The 20,942-nt window shown below is 33.0% G+C and carries 17 protein-coding genes and 1 pseudogene; 8 read left to right on the forward strand and 10 right to left on the reverse strand.

The window, feature by feature from the left end:
* Nucleotides 1–10: 10 nt before the first annotated feature.
* A complete protein-coding gene (locus tag K3T81_RS11145; protein ID WP_238020170.1) occupies nucleotides 11–1,045 on the reverse strand; it encodes a flavin-containing monooxygenase in 1,035 nt (344 codons plus the stop codon).
* Between the two features lie 142 nt (nucleotides 1,046–1,187).
* Here K3T81_RS11145 and K3T81_RS11150 point away from each other — a divergent pair, with 142 nt between their 5' ends.
* The 6 genes from K3T81_RS11150 (at nucleotide 1,188) to K3T81_RS11175 (ending at nucleotide 7,813) form a co-directional block, all read left to right on the forward strand.
* Nucleotides 1,188–1,571 carry an ArsR/SmtB family transcription factor gene (locus tag K3T81_RS11150; RefSeq protein WP_238020171.1) on the forward strand — a complete coding sequence of 128 codons (384 nt, stop codon included), beginning with the start codon at nucleotides 1,188–1,190 and terminating at the stop codon, nucleotides 1,569–1,571.
* Nucleotides 1,564–3,711, forward strand: a complete 2,148-nt coding sequence (locus K3T81_RS11155) for a heavy metal translocating P-type ATPase (protein WP_249226139.1) — start codon at nucleotides 1,564–1,566, stop codon at nucleotides 3,709–3,711. Before K3T81_RS11150 ends, K3T81_RS11155 begins: the two co-directional genes overlap by 8 nt.
* Nucleotides 3,712–3,807: 96 nt before the next feature.
* Complete coding sequence (locus K3T81_RS11160) at nucleotides 3,808–4,422, forward strand: CadD family cadmium resistance transporter (protein ID WP_238020173.1); 615 nt, start codon at nucleotides 3,808–3,810, stop codon at nucleotides 4,420–4,422.
* 119 nt (nucleotides 4,423–4,541) lie between these two features.
* Nucleotides 4,542–5,213 (forward strand): DsbA family protein, encoded by a 672-nt coding sequence (locus K3T81_RS11165; RefSeq protein ID WP_238020174.1) that lies wholly within the window; start codon nucleotides 4,542–4,544, stop codon nucleotides 5,211–5,213.
* A 3-nt stretch (nucleotides 5,214–5,216) separates the two neighbouring features.
* Nucleotides 5,217–5,642 carry a disulfide oxidoreductase gene (locus K3T81_RS11170; RefSeq protein WP_238020175.1) on the forward strand — a complete coding sequence of 142 codons (426 nt, stop codon included), beginning with the start codon at nucleotides 5,217–5,219 and terminating at the stop codon, nucleotides 5,640–5,642.
* A gap of 800 nt (nucleotides 5,643–6,442) precedes the next feature.
* Complete coding sequence (locus K3T81_RS11175; RefSeq protein ID WP_238020176.1) at nucleotides 6,443–7,813, forward strand: murein hydrolase activator EnvC family protein; 1,371 nt, start codon at nucleotides 6,443–6,445, stop codon at nucleotides 7,811–7,813.
* Nucleotides 7,814–7,976: 163 nt separating this feature from the next.
* On the opposite strand, the gene K3T81_RS11180 is transcribed toward K3T81_RS11175, so the two are convergent.
* The 4 genes from K3T81_RS11180 to K3T81_RS11195 all read right to left on the reverse strand — a co-directional run bounded on the left by K3T81_RS11180 (nucleotide 7,977) and on the right by K3T81_RS11195 (nucleotide 11,454).
* Nucleotides 7,977–9,122: a copper resistance D family protein gene (locus tag K3T81_RS11180; RefSeq protein WP_238020177.1), complete on the reverse strand. Its 1,146-nt coding sequence runs from the start codon at nucleotides 9,120–9,122 to the stop codon at nucleotides 7,977–7,979.
* Between the two features lie 14 nt (nucleotides 9,123–9,136).
* Nucleotides 9,137–9,757, reverse strand: a complete 621-nt coding sequence (locus K3T81_RS11185) for a copper resistance CopC family protein (protein ID WP_238020178.1) — start codon at nucleotides 9,755–9,757, stop codon at nucleotides 9,137–9,139.
* Between the two features lie 351 nt (nucleotides 9,758–10,108).
* A complete protein-coding gene (locus K3T81_RS11190) occupies nucleotides 10,109–11,053 on the reverse strand; it encodes a cation diffusion facilitator family transporter (protein ID WP_338044641.1) in 945 nt (314 codons plus the stop codon).
* 74 nt (nucleotides 11,054–11,127) lie between these two features.
* The gene (locus K3T81_RS11195) at nucleotides 11,128–11,454 is read right to left on the reverse strand and encodes an ArsR/SmtB family transcription factor (protein ID WP_238020179.1); all 327 of its coding nucleotides are present in this window, start codon (nucleotides 11,452–11,454) and stop codon (nucleotides 11,128–11,130) included.
* A 216-nt stretch (nucleotides 11,455–11,670) separates the two neighbouring features.
* On the opposite strand from K3T81_RS11195, the gene K3T81_RS11200 reads away from it, so the two are divergent.
* The gene (locus K3T81_RS11200; RefSeq protein WP_238020180.1) at nucleotides 11,671–12,393 is read left to right on the forward strand and encodes a ZIP family metal transporter; all 723 of its coding nucleotides are present in this window, start codon (nucleotides 11,671–11,673) and stop codon (nucleotides 12,391–12,393) included.
* Nucleotides 12,394–12,664: 271 nt separating this feature from the next.
* Here K3T81_RS11200 and K3T81_RS11205 read toward each other — a convergent pair whose 3' ends face one another.
* Nucleotides 12,665–13,213, reverse strand: coding sequence for an Ada metal-binding domain-containing protein (locus K3T81_RS11205; RefSeq protein ID WP_238020181.1), 549 nt, complete (start codon nucleotides 13,211–13,213; stop codon nucleotides 12,665–12,667).
* A 127-nt stretch (nucleotides 13,214–13,340) separates the two neighbouring features.
* On the opposite strand from K3T81_RS11205, the gene K3T81_RS11210 reads away from it, so the two are divergent.
* Nucleotides 13,341–14,282, forward strand: a complete 942-nt coding sequence (locus K3T81_RS11210) for an arsenic resistance protein (RefSeq protein WP_238020182.1) — start codon at nucleotides 13,341–13,343, stop codon at nucleotides 14,280–14,282.
* 124 nt (nucleotides 14,283–14,406) lie between these two features.
* On the opposite strand, the pseudogene tnpA reads toward K3T81_RS11210, so the two are convergent.
* The 4 genes and pseudogenes from tnpA to K3T81_RS11230 all read right to left on the reverse strand — a co-directional run bounded on the left by tnpA (nucleotide 14,407) and on the right by K3T81_RS11230 (nucleotide 20,789).
* Nucleotides 14,407–14,805, reverse strand: a pseudogene (gene tnpA / locus K3T81_RS11215) (IS200/IS605 family transposase).
* Between the two features lie 582 nt (nucleotides 14,806–15,387).
* On the reverse strand, nucleotides 15,388–17,145 hold the full coding sequence (locus K3T81_RS11220) for a TniQ family protein (RefSeq protein WP_238020183.1): 1,758 nt from the start codon (nucleotides 17,143–17,145) through the stop codon (nucleotides 15,388–15,390).
* 46 nt (nucleotides 17,146–17,191) lie between these two features.
* The gene (locus tag K3T81_RS11225; RefSeq protein WP_238020184.1) at nucleotides 17,192–18,337 is read right to left on the reverse strand and encodes an AAA family ATPase; all 1,146 of its coding nucleotides are present in this window, start codon (nucleotides 18,335–18,337) and stop codon (nucleotides 17,192–17,194) included.
* Nucleotide 18,338: 1 nt separating this feature from the next.
* Nucleotides 18,339–20,789: a TnsA endonuclease N-terminal domain-containing protein gene (locus tag K3T81_RS11230; protein WP_238020185.1), complete on the reverse strand. Its 2,451-nt coding sequence runs from the start codon at nucleotides 20,787–20,789 to the stop codon at nucleotides 18,339–18,341.
* Nucleotides 20,790–20,942 lie beyond the last annotated feature (153 nt).

Genomic DNA, 20,942 nt, shown 5'->3' on the forward strand with positions numbered 1-20,942 from the left:
TATCTATCCCTTACTTCATAATTTGATTTGCTAGATATTGAGCATCATTTCCCACACCTTGTAAAAGAGCCGATCCACGTCTATATTGCCATGGAAGTCCCAAAAAGTATAAACCTGTCACATTAGTTACTCCTCTATCATGAATTGGTTTATCATTTTCATCAATTATCCCTGCAACTTCCAACCAACTATAGTCAGATGTGAAGCCGGTAGCCCATATTACGTTTTGTACATTATGTGAAGATTCACCGTTGAAAGTAACTGTATTTCCATTACAATTTGAAGTTCTTCCTTTAACAATTACCTTTCCTTCTTTAATTGCTTTTTTTAATTCAAATCCAAATATAGGATCCCCTCTATTTTGAATCTTTCTTCCTATGTATGATTTTGAGGAAGCTTTCAATATACCAACTTTATCGAACCACCAGAATATGCTACGTTTGCCTACTATTAAAGGCATAAAACTTAATCTTTGGCTAGTTGATAAATATACTCCCCTTTCTCGAGAAATTTCTTCTGCAATCTGTGCACCACTATTCCCACCACCGACCACTAATACATTCCCCTCTACTAATTGAGAGGGATTTCGATACTCGGATGAATGCAAATGTAAAACATCTTTCGATAGATCATTTGCAAATGTTGGAATCCGTGGCTTCTGAAATGGTCCTGTTGCAATTACGACATTCTTAGCTTGATACTCTGTTTGATTTGATGTTATATGAAATAAGTTCTCCTTCCTTCTAACCGTTATTACTTCGGTATCAAAGCGAATAGGTAAATTAAATGTTTCTACATATGCTTTTAGATAATTTGCTATTTCGTCTTTTTTAGGGTATTCATGAGCCCTACCTTTTAGCTCTAATCCCGGTAACGAGCTATATAACCTTGGTGTAAATAAAACAAGCGAATCATATCGATTTTTCCATATCTCCCCCACCTTGCTATTCCTCTCTAAGATTAAGAAAGAATGGTTATGTTGTTTTAAGTAATAACCCATTGCTAGTCCTGCTTGGCCCGCCCCAATTACTATAGTTTCATACATTTTCTATCACTTCCAGCTCCTTAATATATAGGATTATATTAACACATTAAAATACTCATTTGAATATAATAATTGACAAATATTATTAATGTGAATAAACTTTAAACAAATAGTCAAATAATCATTAGAATGAGGTGAGCAAATGAGTAAAAAAAGGGTTTCTAATACTTCCAAAGATACATGTGAGACGTTTTGTTTTGATCAAGAAAAAGTAAATAGAATTCAACCACAAATTGAACAAGTTAACGGAGTTGAAATGACCTTCAAGGCCTTAGCTGATGCAACCCGGGTAAAAATAGCTTATGCACTAACATTAGAGGATGAATTGTGTGTATGTGATGTCGCTAATATTATAGGTTCAACAACAGCCACTGCATCTCATCATTTACGATTGTTGCGTAATATGGGCTTGGCTAAGTATCGTAAAGAAGGAAAATTAGTTTTTTATTCACTAGAAGATGGCCATGTAAGGAAGCTAGTAGAAGTAGCCCTGACGCTTCAAAAGGAGAGTGTTACCGTTGAGTGATACAATAGAGGACAAAAGTGTATATCGTGTTGAAGGATTTTCATGTGCGAACTGTGCAGGTAAGTTCGAAAAAAATGTGAAGAATCTTCCTGGAGTCCAAGATGCGAAGGTTAATTTTGGAGCATCTAAAATTTCTGTTTATGGAGAAACGTCAGTTGAAGAGTTAGAAAAAGCAGGCGCTTTTGAAAGTCTTAAAGTATCACCTGAAAAGCCTATTAGAGAAGCAAAAAAAGAAATTGAAAAAGAAAAAAAGGAACCATTCTATAAAAGGCACAGTACGTTATTATATGCTTCCTTATTAATTATTTTTGGTTATGTATCTCAGATTGTTAATGGAGAAGACAACTTTATCACTTCTTTATTATTTGCGACATCCATTGTAATTGGTGGGTACTCCCTTTTTAAAGTTGGAATTCAAAATCTAATTCGTCTTGACTTCGACATGAAAACACTTATGACCGTTGCCATTATTGGCGCTGCTATTATTGGTGAATGGGCGGAAGGTGCCATAGTTGTTATTCTCTTTGCAATAAGTGAAGCTCTAGAAAGATTCTCAATGGATAGGGCAAGACAATCCATTCGATCCTTAATGGATATTGCACCAAAAGAGGCGCTCATTAGACGAAATGGCCAGGATATGATGATTCATGTCAATAACATCGCTATTGGGGATATTATGATTGTTAAACCGGGTCAGAAGATTTCTATGGATGGTGTAGTTCTTCGTGGTAACTCTGCAGTCAACCAGGCAACAATCACTGGTGAATCGGTACCAGTTGGAAAAACAGTTGAAGACGAGGTTTTTGCAGGTACACTAAATGAAGAAGGTTTACTTGAGGTAGAAATAACAAAACTAGTTGAAGATACAACCATTTCTAAAATTATCCATCTTGTAGAGGAAGCACAAAGTGAACGTGCTCCGTCTCAAGCCTTTGTTGATAAGTTTGCTAAATATTACACACCTATAATTATGGGGATAGCGGCATTAGTTGCTATTGTACCTCCTTTGTTTTTTGATGGAAGTTGGGAAACATGGGTTTATCAAGGATTAGCTGTTCTGGTGGTAGGTTGCCCTTGTGCTTTGGTTATTTCTACTCCGATTTCCATTGTGTCAGCAATCGGAAATGCTGCTAAAAAGGGTGTTCTCGTAAAAGGCGGTATTTATTTAGAAGAAATTGGTTCACTAAAAGCTATTGCATTTGATAAGACGGGTACACTAACAAAAGGAGTGCCAGTTGTAACTGATTATAAAATGTTAAACCATAATACAAATCAGAAAGAACTATTGTCCATCATAACTGCATTGGAATATCATTCCCAACATCCTCTTGCTTCAGCAATTATGAAAATGGCAGAAGAAGAGAACGCTCCTTATACTGAAGTTGTAGTAGATGATTTCAACTCTATAACTGGTAAAGGTATTAAGGGTACAATAAACGGAATAACGTACTACATTGGTAGTCCAAAACTCTTTAAGGAATTATTAACAGTTGGTTTTAGTAAGGAACTAAAAGAAATTATTACAACTCTACAAAATCAAGGTAAAACTGCAATGATTATTGGAACTGAAAAAGAAATACATGCCGTTATTGCAGTTGCAGATGAAGTACGTGATTCAAGTAAGGAAGTTGTTAGTAGGTTACATCAAATCGGAATCAAAAAAACGATTATGCTTACAGGTGATAACAAAGGCACCGCAAAAGCTATCGGAGATTATGTTGGAGTATCAGATGTTCAGGCAGAACTTTTACCACAAGACAAATTAGATTATATTAAACAATTAAGATCCGAGTACGGTAATGTAGGAATGGTCGGAGATGGCATCAATGATGCCCCTGCTCTAGCTGCCTCTACGGTTGGAATTGCTATGGGGGGAGCTGGTACAGATACAGCACTCGAAACAGCAGATGTTGCATTGATGGCTGATGATTTAAGAAAGCTTCCATTTACAGTGAAATTAAGTCGTAAAACTTTAAATATCATTAAGCAGAATATCACCTTTGCACTCGCTATTAAGTTGATTGCTTTATTGTTGGTGGTTCCCGGTTGGTTAACCCTATGGATTGCAATTATTTCAGATATGGGGGCAACTCTCCTAGTTGCATTAAATGGGTTACGACTCATGAGAGTGAAAGAATAGATGAAAAAGGGCTTCCCGGTTTTTCTGGAAAGCCCTCTTCTAATAGACTAGAGGTTAACACATTATTACTTAATATAAATTAGGAGATGTTGATCAATGGCTACAACGCTTATCTCAGCTTTTGCCGTATTTTTATCAACAAGTATAGATTACATAATAATATTAGTAGTATTGTTCTCAAAATTTAAAAAGCAAAAAAATGGTGTTAAGAATATTGGGTTAGGGCAATATCTTGGACTAACTATCTTAATTGTAATTAGTCTTTTAGCTGCAAGTGGACTTGCCTTCTTTTCACAAAAGTGGATTGGTTTATTAGGATTACTACCTATTTATATAGGTCTCAAGGAATTATTCAAATCTGAAGACGAAGAGGATCAGGATAGAAAAGAAATCTTAGAATCAACTAGCAAGTTCAGTAAATTATTTCTTAGTGTAACAGTAATTTCTTTAGCAGCCGGAGGGGATAACTTAGGTGTGTACATCCCTTATTTCACAACATTAAATATCTTTGGACTATCTGCTACAATCATTATATTTTACGTGTTATCTGCCGTTTTACTATATATTTGTTACCGTTTATCCACCTTTAAGGCAGTTTCAGAAACAGTAGAAAAATATCAAAGAATAATTGTTCCCATTGTATTTGTTCCTTTAGGTATTATGATTATGTACGAAAATGGGACTTTTAGTATGTTAGTGAATTTATTTTAATGTTTTAGAATGATCAGCGCTTGTTTATGAATATTGTTTGAACAATGCTTGCTTAATTTAAATTTATAAGAAATAGATGATACTATTAACTCTACATAATAAATTTAGAGAGGTGTTTTATGAAAGGTTCGCCATTAAAAATTATAGTAATAATCACGTTGATTGTCGTTGCACTAATAGTTGTACTGGTTGTATTAAATAATAATTCTTCTCAATCTAAGCTAGGGACAACCTTTGAAGATCAACCTTCTATTGAGGGGCAGCCAACATTGGGTGATGCAGATGCTCCGGTAACAGTAGTAGAATTTGGAGATTTTAAGTGTCCATCCTGTAAAGCATGGGGAGAAACCATTTATCCACAGTTAGTAAGTGATTATGTAGATACTGGTAAAGTCAAATTTTCGTTTATAAATGTACTATTTCACGGAGAAGAATCAAAATTAGGTTCACTGGCAGCAGAATCAGTTTATAATCAAAACCCTGAAGCATATTGGGATTTTCATAAGGAACTTTTCAATGAACAACCTAGTGAAAACCATGACAGCAAATGGATAACAACGGAGAAGATATTGGAAGTTGCTAAAAGTGTATCAAATATCGATACAGAGAAATTAAAATCAGATATCGAAACCAATGCAGCCATGAATGAGATTAATAAAGATACAGAGCTAGTAAATAAGTTTGAAGTAAAACTTACACCAACTATTATGATAAACGATATAATGATTGAAGATCCTTTTGATTATGAGGTAATCAAACAAGTAATAGATAAAGAATTAGAGGATAATTAGATTATGGGTAAATTGGATAGTAAACAATTTTTGCTATATCTTGCTTGGTTAGTATCCGTAATTGCAACACTAGGTAGCCTTTACTTTAGTGAGATAAGAGGGTTTATTCCTTGTGAACTTTGTTGGTATCAACGTATTTTAATGTATCCATTATCGTTAATGCTCGGAATAGCAACATTTCAAAATGATTTATCTATTAGAATTTATGTTCTTCCTATGGCAATTATAGGCTGGTCTATTTCCCTCTTTCACTATTTAGAGCAGAAAGTTCCAGGGCTTGCAGCAATTAAACCATGTGCAAATGGTGTTCCATGTAGTGCTGAATATATTAATTGGCTTGGATTTATTACAATACCATTTTTAGCATTCGTTGCTTTCACTCTAATTATCATATTTATGCTATTTATTAAGAATCCAAAAAAAGTCTAATATTGTAGTGGTTTTAGATTTGATTAGCAATGTGTTGTTACTATGGTAGTGGCGAAGGTTTAAGACAGAAGATTCAACAGAGAATGAAATAAAGGAGCTAAATGCTTATGTTCTAAGCATTTAGCTTCTTTTTATTACCAGCCCTATATAGACAGTAATAAATCAACGTAGATTTATTTACAAAGGGAAACCCCGACTTATTAAGAGGCCGCTTTTTGTTAAGCGAACGTCAAAAAAACGCTATTTTAATCGAATGGTAACTTTATTAGAACGGTAAAAAAATATATTTCTACAACTCTCAACATGCACACTTTTTATTAATGTTGATGAAATAGAAATGTAATAATTATATGTCTAAAAAAACTGGCGAAAGATGTTACACTAGTGGATATTATGTACATAGATTTTTAGCGATACTGAGGTTTGGAAGAAACTTAAGTGAACCAGGAAGCCTACAAAAAATATGATTTTATGATACTTATGAATGATGTGTTTGCCTATGCACTAAATGGTATCAGTATGGCTATTAAAGCAAAGCGAGTTTGTCTATATTGTCGGTGCAGACGAGCCCCCTGGTAAGTTGGTTGCTCATACTCCTTAGGGGGTTCTGAAGATCTTTGAGATATAAATTGCTAGAAGAAGTACAACTTTCCTAATGCCGACCGCCTTCCCTATTATTTTGGGAATTAACGCGTTTATCGGAACATGGGGGAGTGGATTGAGTGTTCGTAGTTCTTAAATTTTAGCCTAATAGATACAAAAATACCATTATGGTACAGAGGGAAGGGGAAGGCAAAAAGATGAAAAAAGGTGTTTCACTTATGCTTGCAACAACTTTGACAGTCACAACCATTACTTTTAACGGAAGTATAGCCTCCGCGGAAACAATCGACGGACTGGACCAAAAAATTAATGAATTAGAGAAAGAGCAAAACGAGTTAAAAGAAAAACAAGGTGATATTTCTGGGAATAAAGAAAACACAGAAGGTAAGATGGATAAGAATGAAAAAAAGCAAGAAACGGTTGATAGCGAAATTAAAACCATTGATGATAAATTAACTAAAACTCAAGAGGATATCACTGCAAAAGAACAAGAGATCACTTCAACTGACAATGAAATCACGAAGCTTCAAGAAAGAATGAAAGAATTAAAAGAAGAAATAAAAGTATTAAAGGAACGTATTAAAGAGCGGGATGAACTAATAAAAGATCGTCTCCGTGCTATTCAGCAAAGCGGTGGCAATATGAAATATATTGAAGTTATTCTAGGGTCAAAAAGCTTTGGTGACTTCATTAACCGTAGCTCAGCTGTTAATAAAATAATGGATCAAGATAAAACCATTATGGAAGAACAACAAGCTGACAAAGTAAAACTTGAGGCTAACAAAGTAGAAGTAGAAGAGAGTAAAGCTGTCGTTGAAGAAAAAAAGGTGGCTCTAGAAAACCAAAAGGAAGAACTAGTTGCATTGAAAGATGATCTGGGTGACCAAAGTATAGAAAAGAAGACGTTAATGGCCGAGCTAAAAGAAGAACACGCAGGTCTTGAAGAATACAAAGTCAGCTTAGAAGAAGAACAAAAGATTCTAGCAGCTCAATCTTCAGCAATAGAGAAAACCAAGGAGCTTAAGCAATCAGAAAAAGGAAAGCTACAACAATTAGCACGTGAAGAAGCTGAACAAGAAAAATCAGCCTCTACACCATCTTCTTCTAATGGATCCAATAAAAATGACAGAGTGTCTTCTCAATCAAATAGTGGGAGCGGACAGTTTATCTGGCCAGCAGCAGGACCAAAGACATCTGATTATGGAATGCGGCTTCATCCAATCCAAGGTGTGAAAAAACTTCATGCAGGGATGGACATTGGTTCAACTTCTGGGACAACATTAAAAGCAGTAGCATCTGGTGTTGTTATCAGTGCAGGACGGATGGGGGGATATGGAAATGCTATTATGATTACACATAATTTAAATGGCAAAACTTATACGACACTATATGCACATCTAAACAGTATTTCCGTCTCAGCGGGACAGACCGTTTCTCAAGGTGAGAACATCGGACAAACAGGTAATACAGGTAATTCTACTGGTCCACATTTACATTTTGAAGTACATGAAGGTGGCTGGAACGCAGCAAAAAGTAACTCGGTAAATCCAATGACTTTTATGAAGTAACCTACTTTTAAAATTCATTTGATTTCTAAAGAAAAAGTAACATGATTCATAATCGTCTAAGAAAAGTGGTACGCTCCAAAGAATTGGAACGTACCACTTTTCATTTATTCTGGTTTTGTCGACACCTGATCATTTTTCTTTAGTACTATATTGTATTTTTCTCTTACTGAATACCCAACATTATTCCAACATACATGGATAGAACCATAAAAAATGCAGAAAATGTAGAAAGAAACACCGAATTCCTTTTAACAGCGGCAAAAACGGTTAAAACCATAAATAATAAACCTAAACCTAATAACAAGTAACTTTCCATTCCAAACGAAACTGTTACATTAAAAATGTCTGAACTATTTGCATTTTGTATTACATCCACAATTTCCCCGTCATATATAGTTTTAAAAAGTGGTGAAGGACCTTCTGTTCTTAACAACATATAGATTTGATGTGGCGGCCATGACTGTCCCATAAATGCTGTTAATCCAAAAACAATCAAAGCATAAGCACTTTCCGCTCTTGCCCATTTTAGAGGATTGAATGATGCTTGGTTATTATTTTTCCTAAACAGAATTCCATTAATAAATGCAAAAAGAACTAATGAAATAATAAATATATGTTTTAATAACAATGCTTGTCCATAATTTACGATGAGGCCATTTTGATATTCTTGTAAAACAGTTGCATTTGGATCATCATAGGAATTAATATCAATTACCATTGTAAAATAACCAGCAATAATAGTAGTAGCTAGGCAGATTATAGCAACAGGAGTAAACCACTTAAGAAATGCTGGCCAATAATTTCTATTTTTTGAGAACCAACTTACAACAAATAAAACCCCAATCCAAATGGTTACCGCAAGAAAATGTAGTGAATGGAAAAGAAATCCTTGCCATTCTGTAATTGTTGCAGCATGGCTGGACCTAGTATATCCGAAAAGCATTAGCAAAGTAAGAACAAGTGCCCATGTGATTAAATGTGTTTTTGAATTGAAGTTTTTTGCTAATAATACACATATTAAAATAATAGACACAAGAGTTATAAACAACCATGCTTTTCCTATTTCAAAGGTAAATACAACATTTTTTAGAACTAACCAGAAGTCATAATCACCTGCTAATATATTTGCAGTAGAAAAAACTGGTAAAAAGGAAGCTATAGGTATGATTCCGGCGGCTAAATAAAGAACTTTCCTTGGTATGTATATAGTTGGCCTTTTACTTTCTGAAACTAAAGATAGAATAAAATAACCGATTAGTACGGAAAAACAAATATACAGCAAAAATTCAGTTAGTGAAATTAATAGCATAAAGCACCTCTTTCTTATTTTTTCCGTTTACCAAATATCATCCATACTACTAATAAAATACCAACGGTAATTAGAAAAATAACAATTACAGATACTACAGAAGATTCCTCACTATCATTGCTGGTTTGTTGTTCAGTTGAGGTTTGCTTCTCTGAATCTTGATTTATATCATTTCCATTTCCCTCTTCATCATTTTTTAGATCTTTATTTTCTATACTTTCATCTTTAGTTTGAATTTCATTATCCTCGGATTTTTTGTCTTCAACTTCCTTTATAGTAAATGAATATTGATTTTCAATAAGATGACCGTCTGCCCCAATTATTTTCCAATTCACATGATATGTATCCGGCTCAAGTAATTCCTGAAATGTTGCATTTAATACATTATCTGTTATCTCAACAGACAAGGGTTGAATTTCTTTCCCACTATCATTTACAAGGGAGAGTGTACTTCCATTTTCAATTTTAGTGTTGAAGGTTAACTCTATACTATTTACGCTTTTTTTTAGTTGCTGGCCATCGGTTGGTGTTGATTTCTCAAGAACAGAATGTGCACTAGCGATGCTAAAGGGGATAATACTGAACAACAAAAGCACTGCAACTATAAACAAATAAAACTCTCTAATTTTAAACATGAGATCTTCCCTTCTCTAAGTCATCAAATTTACGTATATCAGAATAATATCATTAACTGAATAAAAGATATTTACCCAGTACCAATTGTTAGTAAATCGTCATAATGAAGCGAAGAATACTTTATTGACAAAAGGTAATTTCTCGTTAAATCCATAATACTTTTGTAAACATAGCTATTACCAACATTCTCATTAAAAGGCTTCGTCAAATATAATGACGAAGCCAAATTTAATTCACATCAGAATTTATTTTCTTACTCTTAAACCTTCAATACTAACTTTAATCTATATGTTAATTAGAAGTTTTACTTAACAACGGTACTCTTGTTTTAATACATTTAATTATTATTTTTAATGCTCATGATCATGTTCCTTAGATTCTTGATCATTTTGACATAATAAGGAGTCTTCATGTGGATGATCATTATTTTCCATCTGAATGGTTACATGACCAATACCTTGATGTTCTAGTTTATGTTCTATTGTTCTCAATATTTTTTGACTTTCAAGTACAGATAAATTTCCGTCTACCACCGCATGGCAAGAAAGAGCATTTTGTCCACTTGTAATACTCCAAACGTGTAAATCATGAATACTTAATACACCTTTGACACTCTCCATTGTTTTAATGATTTTATCCAATTCAACACTTTTGGGAGTACCTTCCATTAATACATGAATAGCATCTTTCGTGACTCGCCAACCACTTATTAATACAAGAATTGCTACAATTACACTGGCAAGTGGATCAGCCCAACCCCAACCAAAGAACATTATTAACAATGCAGCAGTAACTGCGCCAACAGAACCAAGAAGATCACCTAACACATGTAGAAAGGCTGCGCGCAAGTTTAAATTTTCTTCTGTATCACCACGCATTAATATCCATGCAACCAAAATATTTACTAACAAACCAATAGAAGCAATAATTAACATTCCAGTTGATGCAACTTCAGGTGGTTCTACAAAGCGGTGATAAGCTTCATAAAATATATAGATAGAAATTAAAATGAGTGTAACTCCATTAAATACAGCTGCTAATATTTCAAATCGTTTATACCCATAAGTTTTACTGTAATTAGCTACTTTTTCTCCAAGGGTAAAGGCTAATAATCCGACCCCAAGTGATACCGAATCACTTAACATATGTCCTGCATCAGATAATAACGCAAGACTATTTGTAATGAATCCCCCAATAGCTTCAATAATCATATAGACTGTAATAATAATAAAACTTATCATTAAAGCTTTTTTGTTTGCTCCATGTGTATGGTCATGTCCATGATCGTGTCCCACTTTTAAAACCTCCTTTTTTTCATATGAATAACGCGAACTAATACTTCTTAACCCTTATTATTGGTTTTGGAACACTAAATATGACATGCGTGTTCTATAGTTTGCCTTAACATATTCATTACGTGCTCATCATCATGAGAGTAATATAATGTAGTCCCCTCCCTACGATATTTTACTAAACGTAGATTTTTTAAAAAACGTAATTGATGTGAAACAGTCGATTGTCTGAGGTGTAAGGTTTCTGCAATACCATTTACAGAGAATTCATTATGAAACAATAAGTTAAGAATTCGTATTCTAGTTGGATCTCCCAATGCTTTAAAAGTTTGTGAAACTACAAATAAAGTTTCTTCATCAAGGTCCTTATTTTTTATTTCTACTTGTTCCTTATTATCTTCCATAAAAATTTGCCCCTTTCAAAAATATACGGATAAAAGTTGATTAAAGATTAGATTAAATGAACATTTTATAACGCCAACCATTATATGTATATATTAGTATATACTCATATATTACATTTGTGAAAAACTATTGTCAAATAGTATTATAAATAATCAGTATAATCATTAGCCGATATCAATATAAAATAAGAGACAACCTTTTTTAGGAGAGATTACATGGGTATAGCTTGGATAATTAGTGCATTCGCCTCTGCTCTTGGCATTAGTATTGGTGGTGGACTGGCATGGGCAATGAAAGGATTCCAACGAGGTTTCGGTTTTATTTATTCTTTATGTGCTGGACTAATTGTAGGATTATTATTTCTTGAAATGATTCCTGAAAGTATTGAGTTAGGCGGTTGGGTAATTCTTGCTATTGGAATAGCAATAGGGCTATTTCTATTTCAATACATTCATCACTTAATAGGTAAAATTACTATTATTACAGATAGTCACCAAAAAGATATCTTTGTTCGTTCTGGTCTACTTTTAACTTTAAGCATAGCATTTCATAATCTTCCTGTGGGTATCGCATTAGGCTCTACAATTGGTACTGACTTTAGTGATTTTATGCTATCAACGCTTATTATACATAATATTCCAGAAGGTATAATCGTCTTTACTCCTCTATTTCTAGCAGGATTTGGCATCTTTACTTGGGTTATAGTTACAGTTCTCATCTCAATCCCAATTGCTTTAGGTGCAATGTTGGGGCAATTTATTGATACAAGTATAACTTCACTTGCTTTTATAATAAACTTAGCCATTTCTATTATTTTTATGGTTGCAGTAAAGGAGATTTTCAAGGAAGCAGTTAAGAATTTAAATTTATTCTCTTCCACTATTATGGGAATTGTTGGATTTATAATTATTTACTTGTATATGAACTTACCTATTTAACTTCACTTGTAATTTAATTATTTTTAAGTGGTTTCAAAGCTTATTTTAAATAATTGAGCCAAGCAGCTTTACATAATTCAGGACATATTATATGTAATAATATCAAAAGTCTAATTTCTCACACAAGGTGGAGGAACCAGGCTTTTTTTCTTTCAAAATCCACAAAGTTGTAAATCATATGACCATAGATATTGCAGTTAAAATTACATATTATTGCTCAATGAACGTGCTCTTTAATTTAAGGTAGTTTCAACAATCATTAAAGCACCTATTACTTCAAAAACAGTTTACGAAATTCCCTTGGAGTTAGATTTTCAAACTCCTTAAACTTCGTTGAAAAATTTGCGCTATCACTGTATCCAACTTCTATTCCAACATCTGTGATTGAATAAAAATGATTAAGTAGTAATTTTTTTGCTTTATAGATTCTAACCATATGTAAATAGTGCAGAGGAGTAATCCCCACTACTTCTTTGAATGATCGTTGGATATGGTAAGAATTTTTTTGCAAGACATTGCTTAATCTTGTCAAAGTGACATTCATTTCGTAATGATGATCAATGTACTGTTTTGCTTTTTCTACGAGTTCCTCTTTATATCCCCGCCATTCTAGATGATCGGGTTTACATCGATTACAGGGGCGAAATCCTTGTTGTATGGCAGTATTAACATCCCTAAAGATGGATACATTCTTGGGGTTTGGAGTACGAGATGTGCAAGAAGGTCTACATACTGTTTTAGTTGTTGAAAGTGCATAGTAAAAATTCCCGTCATAACTACGGTCATTATTATAAATTGCCTTCCATTGTCTGTTGTTCAATGTCTCTAATCACCCTTTCGGATTGGAAGTCAAGATTGTAAAAGTAATTTCAGTCAATGTAAGTTATCTTAATATAAAAGAGTACTCGTACGCACCTACCTCTTTAATTATAAAAAGGAGCATAATAATGAATATTTTCGAGAAGTTTCAAACAGTTATTATTTTATTGGCAGTAGGTGTCGGACTTTCATTAGGTCAGTTTACCTTTTTTGAACAGAACGCTGAGTCATTCATCATTCCATTTTTATTACTCATGTTATATGGGTTATTTCTAACTATTCCATTGCACCATTTAAAAGTTGCATTTAAAAATATAAAGTTTTTTAGTGCTAGTACCATTATAAATTTTATCTGGACTCCCTTATTAGCCTGGGGTCTTGGTGCGATTTTCCTTACAGATCACCCTGCTTTATGGATTGGATTTATCATGTTTATGGTCACACCATGTACAGACTGGTATTTGATGTTCACTTCTATCGCCAAAGGTAATGTGTCATTATCCACTTCTGTATTACCGATTAATTTAATCCTTCAGGTGTTACTTTTACCTGTATATCTTTTTATTTTTGCAGGAACCATTCAAACCGTTCCAATATCGACCATTATAGAAAGTATTGTATTGGTTTTAGTTATACCTTTTACACTTGCTCATTTAACTCGTTATTTATTGAGGGATAAGGTAACATTTTTAAATAAGAAACTCGTCCCCTTTTTCTCATCTGCACAGATTATATTTTTATCATTAGCCATCACAGCCATGTTCGCATCTCAAGGCAATTATTTAATTAATAATTTTGAGGTCATTTATATATTAATTATACCAATTTTACTTTTCTTTATTATTAACTTTATTGTTGCACAAACCGTAGGGAAATCAATGAAGTTTTCTTACGAAGATACAGTGAGTCTGAGTCTCACTATCATTGCCCGTAATTCTTCTGTTTCTTTGGCTATTGCTGTGACAGCATTTCCAGATCAACCACTGATTGCACTCGCTTTAGTAATCGGACCACTTATTGAGTTACCTATCTTAGCCATTGTATCTCAAATATTACTCTCATTAAGATGAAAAACAAGTAAAATAACTATCCGCTCGTAAAACGGTCGGTTTTAGTTTCTCCCTACAAGGGCATTTTACCAACGAGGCCTCTAAAGGGGCTTCGAAATTGACCGTCAACCGTTTATATTCCTATCTATTTTTTAATTGGATCGACGTATTCACGTTTACTCATGTTGTCTCGTAGTCTATCCTCAAATTCTTGTTCACGAAAGTACTTTTCCACCTTTTTTTGATAGCCCACTGTACTGACATAGTAATCTTTTGCCCTAAATGTGCGGTTTCCATGATTGTACTTTAGGTTTCCATGTCTATCGCGAATCATTAAGAGCTTTTACCTTTTAAGTAATACACATAAAGTAAGATACTGACATCTTTGGTGGTATCTTCACCAGCATATGGATGTGGTCGAGCATGGCATGAGCCTCGATAATTTCTACATCTTTCATCTCACATAAATGTCTTAAGATCCCCCGATGTCTCTTCTTAACTTGCCATAAATTACTTTCCTTCTATACTTGGGTATAAAGACTATGTGATACTTACAATTCCATCGGGTGTGTGATAACTATTGTCACTCGACAGGAGTAGATCTCCTTTCTATATATAGAGTCGGTTTGACGGCCAACTCGATTATTCCAAAAGGAGATTTTTTCTGTTACAACTCTACAAGTTGAATTCTCACACAGGCAAAGCCTGTGGTTTTAAAACCAGTAATAAAAAGGAATCCCTTTTAAAAAAATTAATCATAACGGATTCTTTTGCAAATTTTAATTTAGTTTATATAAAAAAGTTGGATCTATTTTTACCTTTACGTTCAACAATATGGACTGATTGTTGAACACCTAATAAAGTTCAGTATGAGCCTACTAAGCATTACAAAAAATTATTCTAAACTCTATTCTACTAATGGGATTTACACAAAGGAGTGACGTGGTAAATTGCATGGCATTTGTTGATTTATTCTTTGTCATTTGTTAGTAAAAGCTATGGTAGAAGTGGTAAATATCAGGGGCCGTAATCATTTCCTTATTATACAGAACTTTCAACTTTAAATAGACGGATTTTTTCTGCAAATTATGTTTAGTATAGTATGGAAAATTCACCAAAAATCTACTTACTTTCTAAAACTTTTCTTCTCAATTCCCAATTCCATCAAAGTTTTTCGCCATACAGACAAAAATACCGGGTTGTTTATTTTAAAATTTAAATGCTTTTGCAATGCATCTACTCCAGGGTAAATATCTTGTGATATTAAATGAATGATAGTATTAATAAGCTCTTGATTACAATTATCTATATAGACTCTGCGCTTTCTTTGCTTACTATCTTTATTCTTAGCACTAATAAGTTTAATCAGATCTGGAAACTTTCTGCGGAGCCGATATTGAGATATTCCAAGTTCTTCTTCAATATGAGATAAGTATATGGGCTCTTCTTCAATTGAGTTACTGATTTCTTGTAGTTTTTCTTTGACTCTTTTCATTTCAATTGTCTTATATTTTTTAGAGATAGATGTAAACCTTCCTCTTTTCTGAGCCATTAATTTATTTTTAACTTTTATATCTTCTACTAAATTAGGGAAATACTTTTTTAAAGTGGACGAACAAATTTTTAATTCAGTAGTTATCTGTTCTAATGTTATTACTCTTTCTAACATTAACACTTTTTGTAAGTATGCCATTACCTTTTTACAATCATTTTCATGATTGTAGAATCTATACATCTTCTTTTCTACATTTTGATTGATCTTATCGTTATTTTTTTTAATCTTATTTATTAAATCCGGAAAACTTTCTCTTAACGTTTTTCTTGATACATTTAACTTCTTTGATAAAGTGGTAATTGAGATAATATCCCCTTGCGATTTTATGATGTTATTTAAACTTACTTCCAGTGCATTATAATGTACTCTATGATTATACCTTATTTTAGATTGCCTATTTAAGCTCTTAAAAGAAATATCTTTAACCTCTCCACTCAGAATTTCTACTAATCTTATATCTAATAACCTACTAATTTTAAGTAATAATGTTATGTTAGGAATTGTTCTTCCCTGATTATACCTCAATAAAGACCCCGGATGCATTTCCAAATTGTTTAAACTAAATTCTCTTAATGAAATTTTCTCTCTCAATTTATCGTTAATAAAATTAATCGATGATATAAAGGGTTTCCTGCTAATTTTTGCTGTAGCAAAAAAGAAATCAACCAAATCTTCAATTTCTTTAGAATTATAAATAGTATCTCCATACATACTTATAAAATTAGTATCCACACTCTTCTTGTACCCAAGCCAACTACAACAGTACTGACAATAACCGATTCTTGAATTGACATGTAGAATATTCTGTAACCTACCACATTGGTTACACGTGCTTTTTAAGAAAATTGAATGTTTTAAACAGATGTCATAATGATTTATGTTCCAAATCAATTTTTCATAGGGTACGTTTAAATCTTCTTTCATTTGTTGTAGACATTCAGGACACCAAGTTCGTTGGCTCTTCATTAATTTTGTTTTATTTATCACATCTCCAAATTTATTTATAGTAAGGCTGGATAGATTCTTTTGTTCGGTCAATCTTTCCAGAATCTCTATATTAATTTCGCTAAACTCACCAAGACCATTTATATGACGAGAATATCCTCTATAAATGTTAGTAGAGTAGTTGAAATTGTACTCTTTTAAATGTGGCATTAGAATTTTCGAGGTTAGGATACCAATTGAAACCTTATGAGCGTTAGCCAATCTTACTAAATAACTACTTAAACTTTCAACATTCTTCCCTTCATTGGCTATAGGTTTTATACTATATAAAGGGGTAGTTACTAAATCATCTTCTTTTTGCTTAATAGAAATTATATCGTACATTTCATTCGGCTCCTGAACCATTTCTATCACCACCACATAGCTAGATTTATGCCTCTTTCTCTGTAATGCCAATTTCATCCCTATTTGGGTTTCGTTTCCCTACTTCCTTATTCTTGGTTTTGTTGTTACTCTTTTTACTGTCCTCTAAATCCATCAATTTACTTAATCCTAATAATTGTTGAAGTTTATAACTATCGTCTTCCCTTTTTTTCATATCTCTTTCACCTCTAATAGCCTCTTCCGCTATTTTTAAAGCTTTTGATGGAAGTGGAGCGTTATTCTTTAATATTTCGTATGAAATACTTGGTAACTTTCTATTTAATGCTTGAATTAAACAAACATCTAACCATTCTTTAAGAATACCTATACACCCTACTGTTCTCTCGTATAAAAATTCCCAGTGCATTACAAGTTCTGATTTCTCACTAAGAGGTAAATGATTTTCAAATGTATAAATAACACTTTTAAATTCTCGTACGTCTTGGGCTATATTTAAATCATATCGTCGGAAATGGATTTCATTTGTACGTCTTCCTAGTTGGCCATTCAAATCAAAGAAGCTCATTAAATCATAAGTACCAAACATGACAAAAACAGCACCAGTTAAGTTAGCAATTGACTTTATTGCATCCATTTGATCTTGTATAGCCTTGGCACCAGGAATTTTGAGGAGATGTTGTGCTTCATCCAATAATATTATTTTTGTTTCTCTGTGAATAATCGCATTTTCAAGTGACTCTCTTAACTCTGGTGCAGTAGATGGTAAATGATTGGGGATATATCTTTTATCTTTTCTCTTTTCGGGTTCGCTCACAATTTTGTATTCAATAAGAGGCTCATTCATTTCCTTGAGCATCCTCCTATAGAAATCCTTCCAATTGAACTTTCCGTTATCAGGGGATGGTAACTCGATAGAGACAATGGGAATAATACCTTTATCTTCCTGCAGAAGTGTATGGTATTTATTTAATATTTCAATTTTAACTCTTTTACATAAAGTTGATTTACCGACCCCTGTTGGACCAAAAACTTGGTATACTCTCCCTCTTTTCGATTCCTCAATCTTCTCAATCAAAGTTGTGTGTACACGCTGAATTATGGGATGATTAATCGTCCGGTCACGGAAAAAGTTCTTCTTTTCAAGAATGGTGGTAGTTGTTTGCCCATAAAAAACTTCCTTATTTTCTTCCATATTAAAACTCCTCATATAAATCAAGATAGTGTTCCTCACTATTGCTTTCCATTGACTCTTCTGTGTTAAAATTATTAGAAGTAGTTATGTTGCTATTGCTTGTATCAAATTCTTTATTTCTATACTGAATTAAGTTGTTTGTTTCATCAGCTCTGGTTTTTAACAATTTAAATTGAACATTATTCTCCGATTCAGTGATAAATTTTGATATTTTTTGAGCATTTAATGAAAAGCTTTTTACGTGGTTGTGCTTCGTCTTTTTGATTTCTGAGGTAATAAACTTTAGTTCCTTCTCTGTTATGTTTTTAAATACTGAATAGTATTCAGATATGCATTTAACCCATTTCTTGTTTACATAAGCATATGCGATTCCTATATTAAAAGGGTCAAATCTTACCTTTACTTTTGTTTTATTTGAATGTAGAATTTTAAAGTCATCATGCCAATAATAGATATAATTTATTTTTACTCCACTTCTTTGAATAGTTACCTCACCATTTCTAGTTGAAGGAAGCGTCAAAATTTCAAAAAGAGTATCATATGGAATGTAAAAGTCCTTTCTTTCACCTGAATAAAATAGGCCCATTTTAAATGCCTCTCTTGGAGTCCCTCCCAAGGCAGGATGATCAATTGTCTCATATAATTCGAAGAAGTAATGATCTAAGGCCGAGGACAATTCATACAAATTCCAAATGGCATGATTCTTTGGATTTACACTTTTGGTAACCTCACGTACATTTTTCATTATCTGGGTATTCCCTTGCAAGTTGTTAATAAAATTTGTATTAGTTGTACCAAAAAGTCTTTCTAATACTGAACCATACCTGGGTTTTGCAGCAGGCCTCCAAATAAGTTCTTTTTCATACATAGCTAATAATGTTTCAAAGTATATACTATGAAATTCCTTTCCGTTATCAACAAATAATTGCTGAGGTAGTCTGTTATATCGCCTAACACAGTCTCTAAAAACCATTAAACATGATCTATAACTTGGTGGTTCAAACGATAAATAAAAAGCTATGACTTTTCTTGAAAATGCATCAATCATTAGAGATAAATATGGCCTACCAAGGCTTTTTCCAGTACTTGAGCATACCAGTTCTATGTCCAATTCAGTATGATCTAAATGACAAATGTTAAAAGGGAAATCCCCATGTCTGGGTGTAGTCCTATTCAATTCCCAGTAAAATGTTTTCTTTTGATATCCAGCCCTTGTACCTTTACGTTTTTTAACTTGCTCTTCGATTGGGCGCTTTTTAATATAAGAATAAAAGGTTACTGAACTTGGGGCAATATAACCCTTTTCTTCACATTTATTTTTAAAAGCACCATATACTTGGGCTACATTTTTTTGAACTATAGATTCATATTCATTTTGTATATGTTCATTCATTAGTTTCATCACTTCACTACTGAATCTATCCTGTTTATTCCCTTTATCCTTATCTTTTGGAAGTAAGCCAACATAGCCATTCCCAAATAAATTTTCTGCCTTTCTATACTTTCCTACCCAGTCACGTACCTTTCGTAAATTTGGTTCATCCTTAGTAGTAAATTCTTTAGATCCAAATTTTATATATTTTTTCACATGCTTCAGTCTGTAGTTTGCTTTTTTATAATCTTCTTCACTTGCTTCAGTAATAAGATCAATAAGAGGGTCATTAAGATCTTCCTTTTTTTGTCCAATAATTTTCCCTTCTCTTACTAACTTATCAAATAACTCTCTTGAGACTTCATTGTATTTGTCCTCAGAACTAAGTGAAACATTATTATCTCCAATATTAATAAGTGTCCAGATATAATTATCCCACAGAATCTTTGTACCAATATCAAAGGAAATCTTTAATGGGGAAGGCAAATCTTTTTCACATGAAATTAAATTAATATACATTTCTTCATGTTCTTTATGCAAGAAAACCTTTATTGAATCAGGTTCTGCTAAGGCACTTTCTTTTAAATCGACATATATATCACTGTTTATAATAGAAACATACACATCGTCTGCAGAAAAAGTACAATCATTAGAATGATTTATTAATTGTTTTAGTGAAATTCCTGGATTCTGGAAAATTACTTGTCTAATTTCATCTAAAATAGATATATTAATTTCTAAATCCTTCCCTTTTCTCAGGTAATCATCAAGAAAAACAAAATTTCTATGCAAATTCCAATTGATAATACTATTAGTACATACCTGGAATTCAAGGCCTAATTCCTTAGCAAACTCTTCTCCTGGGGGACATCTCCAATTCCCTTTGTCATCTCTGATATATTTCCATGGCTGCTTTTTTGACAATATTAATAGATCATCTTCATTTTTCCACTCTACCCATCCAGCAGTATTTTCCTTGATTACAAAGAAGTCTGGGGTATAGAGTGTCCCACTATTTTTCCCTTTATTGTTAACATAATTTAATTTTATCTTATTTGGTTGATCATAAAACTCTAACACCGTGTCATCATTCTCCATCATTAAAACAGCAGGTCCCTCGACCTTCTTACTTTCCCATTGAATATACACTCCCATTTTTTTCGATGGATATTTTCCAGAGGGACTTCTTCCGCCTCCTCCTACTAAACGTGCAGGTAGCGAGAAACGAATGTT

The organism is Oceanobacillus jordanicus (assembly GCF_022095695.1).
GTDB lineage: Bacteria > Bacillota > Bacilli > Bacillales > Amphibacillaceae > Oceanobacillus_B > Oceanobacillus_B jordanicus.